Origin of the sequence: Variovorax sp. 350MFTsu5.1 (assembly GCF_048302515.1) — a bacterium.
Lineage (GTDB): Bacteria > Pseudomonadota > Gammaproteobacteria > Burkholderiales > Burkholderiaceae_C > Variovorax > Variovorax guangxiensis.
In genome coordinates this window covers 4,953,086-4,965,998 of the sequence record NZ_CP157620.1, presented here as the reverse complement: position 1 = coordinate 4,965,998, position 12,913 = coordinate 4,953,086, and the positions used below count along the sequence as shown (strand labels likewise).

At 68.2% G+C, this 12,913-nt stretch carries 9 protein-coding genes; all 9 read left to right on the top strand.

Features of this window, described 5'->3' with window-relative positions; all coding sequences use genetic code 11:
• Positions 1–70: 70 nt before the first annotated feature.
• The 9 genes from ABL843_RS22575 to ABL843_RS22535 all read left to right on the top strand — a co-directional run bounded on the left by ABL843_RS22575 (position 71) and on the right by ABL843_RS22535 (position 12,697).
• Positions 71–850: a TSUP family transporter gene (locus ABL843_RS22575; protein WP_418117391.1), complete on the top strand. Its 780-nt coding sequence runs from the start codon at positions 71–73 to the stop codon at positions 848–850.
• A gap of 187 nt (positions 851–1,037) precedes the next feature.
• A complete protein-coding gene (gene xdhA / locus ABL843_RS22570) occupies positions 1,038–2,654 on the top strand; it encodes a xanthine dehydrogenase small subunit (protein WP_418117390.1) in 1,617 nt (538 codons plus the stop codon).
• A gap of 2 nt (positions 2,655–2,656) precedes the next feature.
• The gene (gene xdhB, locus ABL843_RS22565; protein ID WP_418117389.1) at positions 2,657–5,104 is read left to right on the top strand and encodes a xanthine dehydrogenase molybdopterin binding subunit; all 2,448 of its coding nucleotides are present in this window, start codon (positions 2,657–2,659) and stop codon (positions 5,102–5,104) included.
• A 192-nt stretch (positions 5,105–5,296) separates the two neighbouring features.
• Complete coding sequence (locus ABL843_RS22560) at positions 5,297–6,289, top strand: LysR family transcriptional regulator (RefSeq protein WP_126024315.1); 993 nt, start codon at positions 5,297–5,299, stop codon at positions 6,287–6,289.
• A gap of 75 nt (positions 6,290–6,364) precedes the next feature.
• Positions 6,365–7,765 (top strand): NCS2 family permease, encoded by a 1,401-nt coding sequence (locus ABL843_RS22555; RefSeq protein ID WP_126024316.1) that lies wholly within the window; start codon positions 6,365–6,367, stop codon positions 7,763–7,765.
• A gap of 113 nt (positions 7,766–7,878) precedes the next feature.
• Positions 7,879–9,417: an ABC transporter ATP-binding protein gene (locus ABL843_RS22550; RefSeq protein WP_418117388.1), complete on the top strand. Its 1,539-nt coding sequence runs from the start codon at positions 7,879–7,881 to the stop codon at positions 9,415–9,417.
• Positions 9,404–10,552: an ABC transporter permease gene (locus ABL843_RS22545; RefSeq protein ID WP_369661306.1), complete on the top strand. Its 1,149-nt coding sequence runs from the start codon at positions 9,404–9,406 to the stop codon at positions 10,550–10,552. The genes ABL843_RS22550 and ABL843_RS22545 overlap by 14 nt, the downstream gene beginning before the upstream one ends.
• Positions 10,553–10,554: 2 nt before the next feature.
• Positions 10,555–11,475, top strand: a complete 921-nt coding sequence (locus ABL843_RS22540; protein ID WP_126024319.1) for an ABC transporter permease — start codon at positions 10,555–10,557, stop codon at positions 11,473–11,475.
• A gap of 49 nt (positions 11,476–11,524) precedes the next feature.
• A complete protein-coding gene (locus ABL843_RS22535; RefSeq protein ID WP_418117386.1) occupies positions 11,525–12,697 on the top strand; it encodes a BMP family ABC transporter substrate-binding protein in 1,173 nt (390 codons plus the stop codon).
• Positions 12,698–12,913 lie beyond the last annotated feature (216 nt).

The following is a 12,913-nucleotide window of genomic DNA, read 5'->3' as shown; positions in this document are numbered from 1 at the left end:
CTCCCGCTTTCTTCCCCCACGCCTCCCGTTTCCGTTCCGCGCCTGCCGCCGCACTCTGAGCGAGCAGCCCGTGCAAGCGATTCTTTCCCAGGCCGGCCCCGTGCTGGTCTTCATGGCCTGCGTGGCCCTTGCCACCTACGCGCAGAACCTCACCGGCTTCGCGTTCAGCCTGATCCTGCTCGGGCTGGTGTCGGTGCTGCACGTCGCCAGCGTGAGCGACACGGCCAACGCAGCCACCGTGCTGAGCCTGATCAATGCCTGGACCTACTTCCGCGCCCGGCCCGGCGTGGTGCCCTGGCAGCTGATGAAGCCGGCGCTCAACGGCAGCACCGTGGGCGTGATCGTCGGCCTGATGCTGCTGACCTGGCTCAGCGGTGGCGCGGTCGACTGGCTGCGCGGGCTGCTGGGCGTGTCGATCCTGGGCTGCGCGGTGCTGCTGGTGCTGCAGGCGAAGCCGCTGCCGGTGGTGTCGGGGCGCGCGAGCTTCGCCGTCATCGGCGGGCTGTCGGGCGTGCTGGGCGGGCTCTTCTCCAGTTCGGGGCCGCCCATCGTGTTCCACATGTACCGCCAGCCGCTGGATCGCGAGCTGGTGCGCCGCGCGCTCTTGCTGATGTTCGCCTTCAACTCGCTGGTGCGGCTGATGATCGTGGTGCCCACGGGGCACTTCTCGTGGCATTCGGCGCTGCTGGCCGGCTGCGCGATGCCGGTGGTCTACGGCGTGACGCGGCTGCATCACCGCCTGCCCAACAAGCTGCAGCCGCGCACGCTCAAGTGGCTGGTCGGCGGGCTGCTCGCGGTGGCGGGTTCGACGCTGGTGGCCACTGCCTGGGTGGCCATCGCGCAGCGCTGAACCTCGCCCGGGGCCATCCGAAAATCCCCCGGTGGCCCGGGAATTGCAACCCCCACGCAAGGGTTTCCCCGTACGTGGCATACCGGCCCCCACATACGCGTTATGGGCACCTGCGTATGCAAGACGCCGGACAAGCCGCTAACGTCCATGACTGACCCATGACGGGTCGCCCACGAGCCCCAAAAGCATGAGCACCGACAGCAGCAGCAAGATTCAACCGATCCGCTTCTTCCATCGCGGAAAGATCGTCGACGTCACCGGCGTCCATCCGACCCGTTCCGTGCTCGACTGGCTGCGCGAGGACGCCCGCTGCACCGGCACCAAGGAAGGCTGCAACGAAGGCGACTGCGGCGCCTGCACCGTCGTCATCGGCGAGCTGGCCGCCGACCCCCAGGCTCCCGGCACCGTCGACGGCCTGAGCCTGCAGACCGTCAATGCCTGCATCCAGTTCCTGCCCACGCTGCACGGCAAGGCCCTGTTCACCGTCGAAGACCTCAAGGCGCAGGCGCAGTGCCTGCCGAAGACACAGAGCGGCAGCAACGGCAAGCACCCGGTGCACACGCTGCACCCCGTGCAGCAGGCGATGGTCGACTGCCATGGCTCCCAGTGCGGCTTCTGCACGCCCGGCTTCGTGATGTCGCTGTGGGCCAGCTACGAGCACCACCAGGCTGGCGGCACCCAGCCCACCCGCCAGCAGCTGGCCGACGAGCTCTCGGGCAACCTGTGCCGCTGCACCGGCTACCGCCCCATCCTCGACGCAGGCCAGCGCATGTTCGACCTGCCCGCCGTGCGCCTCGACACCCAACCCGTGATCGCCGCGCTCACCGCGCTGAAGAACGAGGGCTTCGACTACGCCGCGCCGCTGGGCGCGCGCATCGACCATTTCCACGCCCCGAAGACCCTGGCCCAGCTCGCCGCCCTGCGCGAACAGAAGCCGCGCGCGCAGCTGCTGGCCGGCTCCACCGACGTTGGCCTGTGGGTCAACAAGCAGTTCCGCGACCTGGGCGACATCATCTACGTGGGCGACGTGGCCGAGCTGAAGACCATCGAGGACCGCAAGGACAACGGCGGCGAGCTCTACATCGGCGCCGGCGCCTCGCTCGAGTCCGCCTTCGCGGCGCTGGTGGAGCGCGTGCCCAGCCTGGCCGAGGTGTGGCTGCGCTTCGCCTCGCCCCCGATCCGGCATGCCGGCACCATGGGCGGCAACGTGGCCAACGGCTCGCCCATCGGCGATTCGCCGCCGGTGCTGATGTCGCTCGATGCGCAGATCGAACTGCGCCGAGGCGATGTGGTGCGCCGCATGCCGCTGCCCGAGTTCTACCTGGACTACATGAAGAACCAGCTCCAGCCGGGCGAGTTCGTCCAGGGCCTGGTCGTTCCGCACGCCGCGATGCGCCGCCAGGTGCGCGCCTACAAGATCAGCAAGCGCTTCGACTGCGACATCTCGGCGCTGTGCGCGGGCTTCGCCATCGAGCTCGAGGCGGGCAGCGACACGGTGAAGGCCGTGCGCCTGGCCTTCGGCGGCATGGCCGCCGTGGTCAAGCGCGCGGCGAACGCCGAGGCCGCGCTGGTCGGCAAGCCCTGGACGCAGGCCAGCGTCGCCACCGCCAGGCTCGCGCTGGCGCAGGACTTCAAGCCGCTGTCGGACATGCGCGCATCGGCCGACTACCGGCTGCTGGTGGCGCAGAACCTCATCCAGCGCCTCTGGCTCGAAACGCGGGCGGAGGACGCGCTGCTGATCGAGGAAACCAGCGTCTGGAGCGTGATGCCCCATGCCGTCAACGCGGCGGCGGAAGGAATCTGAACATGAACAAACCCATCGACGCCCGCCTGCTGCAGCCCGCCGAGGCCTTCGCCGACTACCTGGCCAACACCGCCGCGCGCATCGACGTGGGCGCAGAAGCGCTGGCGCACGAGCGCGGCATGCGCGTGGGCATCAGCCGCCCGCACGAGTCGGCCCACCTGCACGTGGCCGGCGAGGCCACCTACATCGACGACATTCCCGAGCTCGCCGGCACGCTGCACTGCGCGCTGGGGCTTTCACCGGCGGCCAACGGGCGCGTCACGGCGATCTCGCTGGACGCCATTCGCGCGATGCCGGGCGTGGTCGCGGTCATCACGGCCGACGACATTCCGGGCACCAACGACTGCGGCTCGATCATCCACGACGACCCCATCCTGCTGCCGGTGAACGACGGCGGCGAGATCCGCTACCTCGGCCAGCCGGTGTTCGCGGTGATCGCCGAGACCCGCGAGGCCGCGCGCCGCGCCGCCGCGAAGGCCAAGGACGCGCTGACCATCGAGGCGCAGCCGCCGGTGCTCACGCCGCAGGCCGCGCACGAGCGCGGCCAGTACGTGGTGCCGCCGATGCACATCGTGCGCAGCGGCGGTGCCGCCAACCAGGGCGACGAGGCGGCCGTGCGCGCTGCCATCGCCGCGGCGCCGCACCGCCACAAGGCCACCTTCGACGTGGGCGGGCAGGAGCAGTTCTACCTGGAAGGCCAGATCAGCTACGCCATTCCGAAGGAAGGCGGCGCGCTGCACATCCACTGCTCCACGCAGCATCCGAGCGAGATGCAGCACCTGGTGGCGCATGCGCTGCACCTGCAGTCGAACGAGGTGCACGTCGAATGCCGGCGCATGGGCGGCGGCTTCGGCGGCAAGGAATCGCAGTCGGCGCTCTTCGCCTGCGTGGCCGCCATCGCGGCGCGCCAGCTGCAGCGCCCGGTGAAGCTGCGGCTGGACCGCGACGACGACTTCATGGTCACGGGCCGCCGCCACTGCTTCTGGTACGAATACGAAGTGGGCTACGACGGCGAGGGCCGCATCCTGGGCGCGGAGATCACCATGGTCTCGCGCGCCGGACACTCGGCCGACCTCTCGGGTCCGGTGATGACGCGCGCGCTGTGCCACTTCGACAACGCCTACTGGCTGCCCAACGTGGCCATGCACGGCTTCTCGGGCAAGACCAACACGCAGAGCAACACGGCCTTCCGCGGCTTCGGCGGCCCGCAGGGCGCGATCGCCATCGAGAACATCCTGGACTCGGTGGCCCGCGAACTGAAGCGCGATCCGCTCGACGTGCGCCGCATCAACTTCTACGGCAAGGCCGAGAACAACGTCACGCCGTACCGCCAGACCGTGACCGACAACATCGTCCACGAACTCGTGGCCGAGCTGGAGGCCAGCAGCGACTACCGCGCGCGGCGCGAGGACATCGCCGCCTTCAACGCGAAGAGCCCGGTGCTCAAGCGCGGGCTGGCGCTGGCGCCGCTGAAGTTCGGCATCTCCTTCAACGTGAAGCACTTCAACCAGGCCGGCGCGCTGGTGCACGTGTACACCGACGGCTCGATCCTGGTGAACCACGGCGGCACCGAGATGGGGCAGGGCCTGAATACCAAGGTGGCCCAGGTGGTGGCGCACGAGCTGGGCGTGAGCTTCGAGCGCGTGCGCGTCACGGCCACCGACACGACCAAGGTGGCCAACACCTCGGCCACGGCCGCATCGACCGGCGCCGACCTGAACGGCAAGGCCGCGCAGGACGCGGCGCGCCAGATCCGCGAGCGCCTGGCCGAATGCGCGGCCGAGCGCCACGGCGGCAAGGCGAGCGAAGTGCGCTTCGCCAACGACACGGTCGAGGTCAACGGCCGCTCGCTGGCCTTCAGCACCGTGGTGGGCGAGGCGTACCTCGACCGCAGGCAGCTGTGGTCCGACGGCTTCTACGCCACGCCCGGCCTGAGCTGGGACAAGGACAAGATGCAGGGCCGCCCGTTCTACTACTACGCCTACGGCGCGGCGGTGAGCGAAGTGATCGTGGACACGCTCACCGGCGAGTGGAAGCTGCTGCGCGCCGACATCCTGCACGACGCGGGCAAGTCGCTGAATCCGGCGGTGGACATCGGCCAGGTCGAGGGCGCGTTCATACAGGGCATGGGCTGGCTCACCACCGAGGAGCTGGTGTGGCATCCGCAAAGCGGCAAGCTCACCACGCACGCGCCCAGCACCTACAAGATCCCCACGGCCAACGACTGCCCGCCGGTGTTCAACGTGCGCCTGTTCGAGGGCCAGAACTTCGAGGACTCGATCCACCGCAGCAAGGCCGTGGGCGAGCCGCCGCTCCTGCTGCCGTTCTCGGTGTTCTTCGCGATCCGCGACGCGGTGTCGGCCGCGGGTGGCCACAGGGTCGATCCGCCGCTGAAGGCGCCGGCCACGAGCGAGTCGATCCTGCGTGCGATCACTGCCGTGCAGGGGTGATGGCCGCCGTGAAAGCGGACAGCCGGACGCAGAGGACGCGAAGGTTTCGCGAAGGTCGCAGAAGGAAAACCGAAAAAATGTCTTCGGTCCCTTTCGCGACTTCTGCGCAACTTCTGTCTGCCTTCTGTGTTCGGCTGCCCGATTTCTTCCGGCGTATAACCATCCGCATTGCTCACTACCAGGCACGCGGCCATGAGAGACCAGGCTCTTTTCGACAAGATCGATCTGCACCTCATCCGGGTGCTTCACACCGTGCTGACCGACCGCAGCGTCTCGCGGGCGGCCATCCGGCTGGGCATGTACCAGCCGGCGGTGTCGGCGGCACTGAAGCGGCTGCGCGAGCTCTCGGGCGATCCACTGCTGGTGCGATCGGGCTCTGGCATGGTGCCGACCGACGCGGGGCTGCGCATGATCGAGCCGGCCGCCAGCATCCTGCGCGCGGCGGAGATGCTGTTCTCGGATGCGCGCGGCTTCGATCCGCAGTCGGCGGCCACCACCTTCCGCATCGCGGCCAGCGACTACATGGACCCGCTCTTCCTGCCCATGCTGGTGGCGCAGGTCAAGCGCGACGCGCCGCTGTGCCAGATCGAGATCCACGCGCTCACGCCCGACTCGGACTACCACGGGCACCTGGCGCTCGGCCAGGTCGACCTGGTGATCGGCAACTGGCTCAAGCCGCCGGAAGACCTGCACATGGCGCGGCTCTTCGGGGACGACGTGGTCTCGCTGGTCAACAAGGACCATCCGGCGGTGCGCCGCGGCTGGGACCTGGAGACCTGGCTTGCGGCCGAGCACATCGCGCCCACGCCCATGCACCCGGGGGGGCGCGGCATCATCGACCAGATGCTCGACGAGCTGGGCCGGCAGCGCAACATCACGGCGCGCTGCGCGCACTTCGGGCTCATTCCGGACATGGTCGCCTCCAGCCTGCTGGTGCTGACCACCGGCCGACAGTACTGCGAGCGCTTCGCTGCGCGGCTGCCGCTGAAGATCCTCGACTGCCCGGTGGCGCTGCCGCGCCTCATGTACTACCAGCTCTGGCACGAACGCACCCATTCGTCGAGCTCGGCGCGCTGGCTGCGCGAATGCATCAAGGAGGTGGCGGCGTCGCTGCGGCCTCCGGCTTCCGCCATATCAGGCGCCACGGCGCGCCCGCCCGCCGCACCTGAAACCTCGGATCCCTGAGAAAACCCCGTTCGCGCCGGCGTCGTGAGCGGGGCAACGATGAAACCGCCACTACAACAGCTGGAGACAAGCGAAATGAGTACGTTTGAACAGGCGCCCAAGGGCGCCGAGCCCCGCGCGCCGGGGCATGTCGAGTCCGCGCGCCCGCGCGCGGCTGTGGGCAGCGCAAGCGGCTCGGGTCTGCTTGAACGCCTGTTCAAGCTCGATGCGCACAACACCACGGTGCGCACCGAAGTCATCGCGGGGCTGACCACCTTCCTGACGATGGCCTACATCATCTTCGTGAACCCGTCGATCCTCGGCGACGCGGGCATGCCCAAGGGCGCGGTCTTCGTGGCCACCTGCCTGATCGCGGCGCTGGGCACGCTCATCATGGGCCTGTACGCCAACTACCCGATCGCCATGGCGCCGGGCATGGGCCTGAACGCCTACTTCTCCTACGTGGTGGTGCTGGGCATGGGCTACACGTGGCAGGTGGCGCTGGGCGCGGTCTTCATCTCGGGCTGCCTGTTCCTGATCGTCACGGTTACCGGGCTGCGGGAGCTCTTCATACAGGGCATACCGCAGTCGCTGCGAACGGCGATCACGGTGGGCATCGGCATGTTCCTGGCGCTCATCGCACTGAAGAGCGCCGGCGTGGTGGCCGCATCGCCCGCCACCTTCGTCACGCTGGGCGACCTGCACTCGGCGCCGGTGATCCTGGCGACGCTGGGCTTCCTCATCATCGTGGCGCTGGACAAGCTCAAGGTGCGCGGCGCCATCCTGATCGGGATCATCACGGTGACGGTGCTGTCCTTCTTCTTCGGCGGCAACAAGTTCCACGGCGTGTTCGACGCGCCGCCGTCCATCGCGCCGACCTTCATGCAGCTGGACATCCTGGGCGCGCTCAAGGGCGGCATCCTGAACGTGGTGCTGGTGTTCTTCCTGGTCGAGATGTTCGACGCCACCGGCACGCTGATGGGCGTGGCCAAGCGCGCAGGCCTGCTGGTACCGGGCAAGATGGAGCGCATGAACAAGGCGCTGCTGGCCGACAGCGGCGCGATCTTCGCGGGCTCGCTGCTCGGCACCTCGAGCACCACGGCCTACGTGGAAAGCGCGGCCGGCGTGCAGGCCGGCGGGCGCACCGGCCTCACGGCCGTGGTGGTGGCGCTGCTCTTCCTGGCCTGCCTGATGATCTCGCCGCTGGCGGGCTCGGTGCCGGCCTACGCCACCGCGCCGGCGCTGCTCTTCGTGGGCTGCCTGATGCTGCGCGACCTGGTCGAGCTCGACTGGGAAGACACCACCGAGGTCATCCCGGCGGCGGTGACCGCGCTGGCCATGCCCTTCACCTACTCGATCGCCAACGGCCTGGCCTTCGGCTTCATCACCTATGCGGTGCTGAAGCTGTGCACCGGGCGGGCACGGGAAGTGCATGCGATGGTCTGGGTCATCGCAGCCGTGTTCCTCTTCAAGTTCGCCTACATCGGCGGGCACTGAAGCAGTGAGCTGAGCGAAGCGCCGTCGGGCGCCGATGGTCGCGGGGACGCCATTAGACTCATGGCCGTTCCCGCTTTGTTGCTGTTGAACGAGACAAATCCACGAAACCCGGCATGACAACCCCCAGACTCCAGCTCGCTCACATCACCAAGCGGTATCCCGCGGTGGTGGCCAACAGCGACATCTCCCTGAGCGTCGCGCCCGGCGAAATCCACGCCGTGCTCGGCGAGAACGGCGCCGGCAAGTCGACCCTGATGAAGATCATCTACGGCTCGGTGAAGCCCGACGAGGGCACGGTGATGTTCGACGGCCAGGCCGTCAGCCTGCGCAACCCGCAGCAGGCGAGGGCGCTGGGCATCAGCATGGTGTTCCAGCACTTCAGCCTGTTCGACACGCTCACCGTGGCCGAGAACGTCTGGCTGGGGCTCGACAAATCGCTGCAGCTGGCCGAGGTCACGCGCAGCATCACCGCCAAGGCCAGCGAGTACGGCCTGGACATCGACCCCTCGCGCCCGGTGCACACGCTGTCGGTGGGCGAGATGCAGCGGGTGGAGATCATCCGCGCGCTGCTCACCAACCCCAGGCTGCTGATCCTCGACGAGCCGACCTCGGTGCTGACGCCGCAGGCGGTGATCAAGCTCTTCACGGTGCTGAAGAAACTGTCTTCCGAGGGCTGCAGCATCCTCTACATCAGCCACAAGCTGCACGAGATCCAGGAGCTGTGCAGCGCCTGCACCGTGCTGCGCGGCGGCAAGGTGACGGGGGTGTGCAATCCGCAGAACGAGAGCACCCAGTCGCTGTCGCGGCTGATGATCGGCAGCGAGCCGCCGCCGCTGCAGCACCGCCCGGTGCACGCGGGCGCGGTGGCGCTGCGCGTCGACGGGCTGTCGCTGGCGCGCGAGGACCAGTTCGGCGTCGATCTCGACGGCATTTCCTTCGAGGTGCGCGCGGGCGAGGTCGTCGGCATCGCGGGCGTTTCGGGCAACGGCCAGAAGGAACTGCTCTACGCGCTCTCGGGCGAGGACGTGCGCGCCGAGGCGCCGATGGTGCGCGTATTCGACAAGCCGGCAGGGCGGCTGCGCCCCCGGGCGCGACGCGCGCTGGGCTTGCATTTCGTGCCCGAGGAGCGGCTGGGCCGCGGCGCCGTGCCCACGCTGGGGCTCGCGCACAACCTGCTGCTCACGCGCAGCGAGGCGGTGGGCCGGGGCGGATGGATCAGCACCGGCGCGCTGGAGCGCCAGGCCAAGGCCATCATCGAGCGTTTCAAGGTCAAGGCAGGAGGTCCGAAGGCAGCAGCGCGCTCGCTCTCGGGCGGCAACCTGCAGAAATTCATCGTCGGGCGCGAGATCGACGCGAACCCGAAGCTCTTCATCGTCTCGCAGCCGACCTGGGGGGTGGACGTGGGCGCGGCCGCGCTGATCCACGTCGAGATCCTCGCGCTGCGCGACGCGGGCTGCGCCGTGCTGGTCATCAGCGAGGAACTCGACGAACTGTTCAATATCAGCGACCGGCTGCATGTGATCGCCAAGGGGCGGCTGTCGCCTTCCATCGACCGCGCGGCCGCCACGCTGCAGCAGATCGGCGAGTGGATGAGTGGCCTGTGGCAGGGCGAAGGCAATAAAACCTTGGAGGCGGCCCATGCTCAAGCTTGAACCGCGTCCGGAGCTGTCCCGCTTCTGGAGCTATGCCTCGCCGATCCTGGCGCTGCTGATCACCGTGCTCATCGGCGTGGCGCTCTTCGCCGCGCTGGGCAAGGACCCGGTCAAGGGCCTGCTGGTGTTCTTCTACGAGCCCATCAAGAGCGGCTACGCCATCGGCGAGCTGATGGTGAAGGCCACGCCGCTGCTCATCATCGCGCTGGGGCTGGCGGTGTGCTTCCGCTCCAACGTGTGGAACATCGGCGCCGAGGGGCAGTTCGTGTTCGGCGCGATCGCGGCGGGCGGCGTGGCGCTTTTGGCCGACAAGAACACGGGGCAGTGGATCGTCGTGGCCATCCTGCTGGCGGGCATCGTCGGCGGCATGGTGTGGGCGGGCATCGTCGCCTTCCTACGCGACAGGTGCAACGCCAACGAGATCCTGGTGAGCCTGATGCTGGTCTACGTGGCCACGCTGCTGCTGGGCTACATGGTCTACGGACCCTGGAAGGACCCGCACGGCTACAACTTCCCGCAGACCAAGACCTTCGAGGCGGTCACGCAGATCCCGCGACTGTTCAAGGGCTCGCGCGTGACCATCGGCCTCGTCATCGCTCTGGTGGGGGCGGGGGCGCTGTGGGTGTTCCTGTTCCGCACGCGCGCGGGCTTCGCGCAGCAGGTCGGCGGGCTGGCGCCGGCGGCTTCGCGCTATGCGGGCTTCTCGGCGCGGCGCGCGGTGTGGGTGGCGCTTTTGACCTCGGGCGCCGCGGCCGGACTGGCCGGCGCGCTCGAAGTTGCCGGGCCGCTCGGCCAGCTCACGCCCTACGTGCCGGCGGGCTACGGCTTCGCTGCCATCATCGTGGCCTTCGTCGGGCGGCTGCATCCGGTGGGCATGATCTTCTCGGCCATCCTGATGAGCATGTTCTACATCGGCGGCGAACTGGCGCAGTCGCGCCTGGGCCTGCCCAAGTCGCTCACCGGCGTGTTCCAGGGGCTGCTGCTGTTCACGCTGCTGGCCTGCGACACGCTCATTGCCTACCGCATCCGGCGCAAGGCGGCCGCGAAGGCTGCCTCCTCCATGACCACGGCCTCGCTGCAGGCGAGCACGCCCATTACCGCACCCGTCGCGCGTGCCACCGAAGGGAGCAACTGACCATGGAAAGCTACGCACTCCTTTTGGGCTCCACCCTGAGCGCGGGCACCGTGCTCGCCATCGCTGCACTGGGCCTGCTCATCAACGAGAAGGCCGGCATCGTCAACCTCGGCGCCGAGGGCATGATGCTCTGCGCCGCCATCGCGGGCTTCGCGACGGTCGTCACCACGCACAACCCCTGGCTCGGCTTCCTGGCCGGCATGGCGGCGGGCGCCTTGCTCGCGGCCTTCTTCGGTGTGCTTGTGATCTGGCTCAACACCAACCAGTACGCGACCGGCCTCGCGCTGAGCCTGTTCGGCGTGGGCTTCTCGGCCTTCGCTGGCATCAGCTTCGTGCAGGCCAAGCTGCCGGAAAGCGCCTCGTACGCCATTCCGGTGCTGGGCGACATCCCGCTGGTCGGGCCGGCGCTGTTCCGCCATCACCCGATGGTGTATTTCGCGGTGGTGCTGACCTTCGGGCTGATCTGGTTCCTCTACCGCACGCGCGCGGGGCTGGTGCTGCGCTCGGTGGGTGAGTCGCCCGAGTCGGCGCATGCGCTGGGCTACCCGGTGCGGCGCATCCGCTTCATGGCGGTGATCGCGGGCGGCTCGCTGTGCGGATTGGCGGGCGCGTATCTCTCGACGGTGTACACGCCGCTGTGGGTCGAGGGCATGGTGGCCGGCCGCGGCTGGATCGCGCTGGCGCTCACCACCTTCGCCACCTGGCGGCCGGTGCGCGTGCTGCTGGGTGCCTACCTGTTCGGCGGGGTGTCGATGCTGGGCTTCCACCTGCAAAGCAGCGGCGTGGACGTACCGGCGCAGTTCCTCAGCATGCTGCAGTACATCGCGCCGATCGTGGTGCTGGCGCTGATCTCGCGCAACCCGGCTTTCATCCGCGCCAACATGCCGGCTTCCATCGGGAAACCGTTCTACCCCGGCTCATAATCGCGTTTTTCGTTTTCCCGCCAACCTGTCCTTTTGAGGATTTCCGACAATGAATGATCTGAACAAGCGCTCCCTGCTCAAGCTGGCCGCCCTCACGGCGGTCGCTTCGGCGGCCCTGATCGGCTGCGGCAAGAAAGAAGAAGCGGCGGCTCCTGCGGCTGCACCCGCGCCGGCCCCGGCACCCGCCGCGGCGGCTCCGGCCCCGGCAGCGCCGCTGAACATCGCATTCGCATACGTCGGACCGGTTGGCGACGGCGGCTGGACCTTCGCGCACGACAACGCCCGCAAGGCGCTCGAGAAGGAATTCGGCGACAAGATCAAGACCACCTTCGTCGAGAGCGTGCCGGAAGGCGCCGACGCCGAGCGCGTGTTCCGCGACATGGTCGGCCAGGGCAACAAGCTGATCTTCGGCACCACCTTCGGCTACATGGAGCCCATGCTGAAGGTCGCGGCCGACAGCAAGGACGTGAAGTTCGAGCACGCCACCGGCTACAAGTCCTCCGACAACATGCGCACCTACGACAGCCGCACGTACGAAGGCGCGTACATGGCCGGCCTGATCGCCGGCGCCATGACCAAGAGCAACACGCTGGGCGTGGTCGGCTCGGTGCCTATTCCCGAAGTGCTGCGCAACATCAACAGCTTCACGCTGGGCGCCCAGTCGGTGAACCCGAAGATCACGACCAAGGTCGTGTGGGTGAACGAGTGGTTCAGCCCGCCGAAGGAAACCGAAGCCGCCACCGCCCTCATCAACGGCGGCGCCGACGTGCTGTTCCAGAACACCGACTCGCCGGCCGTGCTCAAGACCGCGCAGGAAAAGGGCAAGCGCGCCTTCGGCTGGGACTCCGACATGACCGCCTACGGTCCCAAGGCCCACCTGGCCTCGGCCACCATCAACTGGGCTCCGTACTACATCAAGGCCACCCAGGAAGCCCTGGACGGCAAGTGGACCACCGGCCAGGCCTGGTGGGGCGTGAAGGAAGGCGCGATCGACCTCGTCTCCATCGCCGAAGACGTGCCGGCCGAAACCAAGGCCAAGGTCGAGGAGGTGAAGAAGGGCCTGAAGGATGGCAGCTTCGTGATCTGGAAGGGCCCGATCCTCGGCCAGGACGGCAAGGAAGTGGTCGCCAAGGACGCGGTGGCCGACGACAAGTTCCTGTCGGGCGTGAACTTCTACGTCAAGGGCGTGGAAGGCAAGGTGCCCGGCGGCGACAAGAAGTAAAGCTCGCCCCCAGGCTGCGTGGACACTGAGTGCCCGCTGCGCCAACCCCCTGCCGGGGGCAACACCTGCGCACCTGCGGCCCGGCAAAGCCGGTTCCGCGGTGTTTGCGAAGGAGCCCGGGCTGCGCCGGGCGCTTCATATACACCGAAAAGTTCTAACGACCCGCACATGTTGCGGGTTTTCTTTTTTTAAGGGGTTACCTACCTGAAACCTCTC

Excerpts from the sequence above, each read along its gene's own strand:
- xdhA (WP_418117390.1), top strand. The coding sequence starts at position 1,038 with ATGAGCACCGACAGCAGCAGCAAGATTCAACCGATCCGCTTCTTCCAT.
- ABL843_RS22535 (WP_418117386.1), top strand. The coding sequence starts at position 11,525 with ATGAATGATCTGAACAAGCGCTCCCTGCTCAAGCTGGCCGCCCTCACG.
- ABL843_RS22545 (WP_369661306.1), top strand. The coding sequence starts at position 9,404 with ATGCTCAAGCTTGAACCGCGTCCGGAGCTGTCCCGCTTCTGGAGCTAT.
- ABL843_RS22540 (WP_126024319.1), top strand. The coding sequence starts at position 10,555 with ATGGAAAGCTACGCACTCCTTTTGGGCTCCACCCTGAGCGCGGGCACC.
- ABL843_RS22560 (WP_126024315.1), top strand. The coding sequence starts at position 5,297 with ATGAGAGACCAGGCTCTTTTCGACAAGATCGATCTGCACCTCATCCGG.
- ABL843_RS22550 (WP_418117388.1), top strand. The coding sequence starts at position 7,879 with ATGACAACCCCCAGACTCCAGCTCGCTCACATCACCAAGCGGTATCCC.
- xdhB (WP_418117389.1), top strand. The coding sequence starts at position 2,657 with ATGAACAAACCCATCGACGCCCGCCTGCTGCAGCCCGCCGAGGCCTTC.
- ABL843_RS22555 (WP_126024316.1), top strand. The coding sequence starts at position 6,365 with ATGAGTACGTTTGAACAGGCGCCCAAGGGCGCCGAGCCCCGCGCGCCG.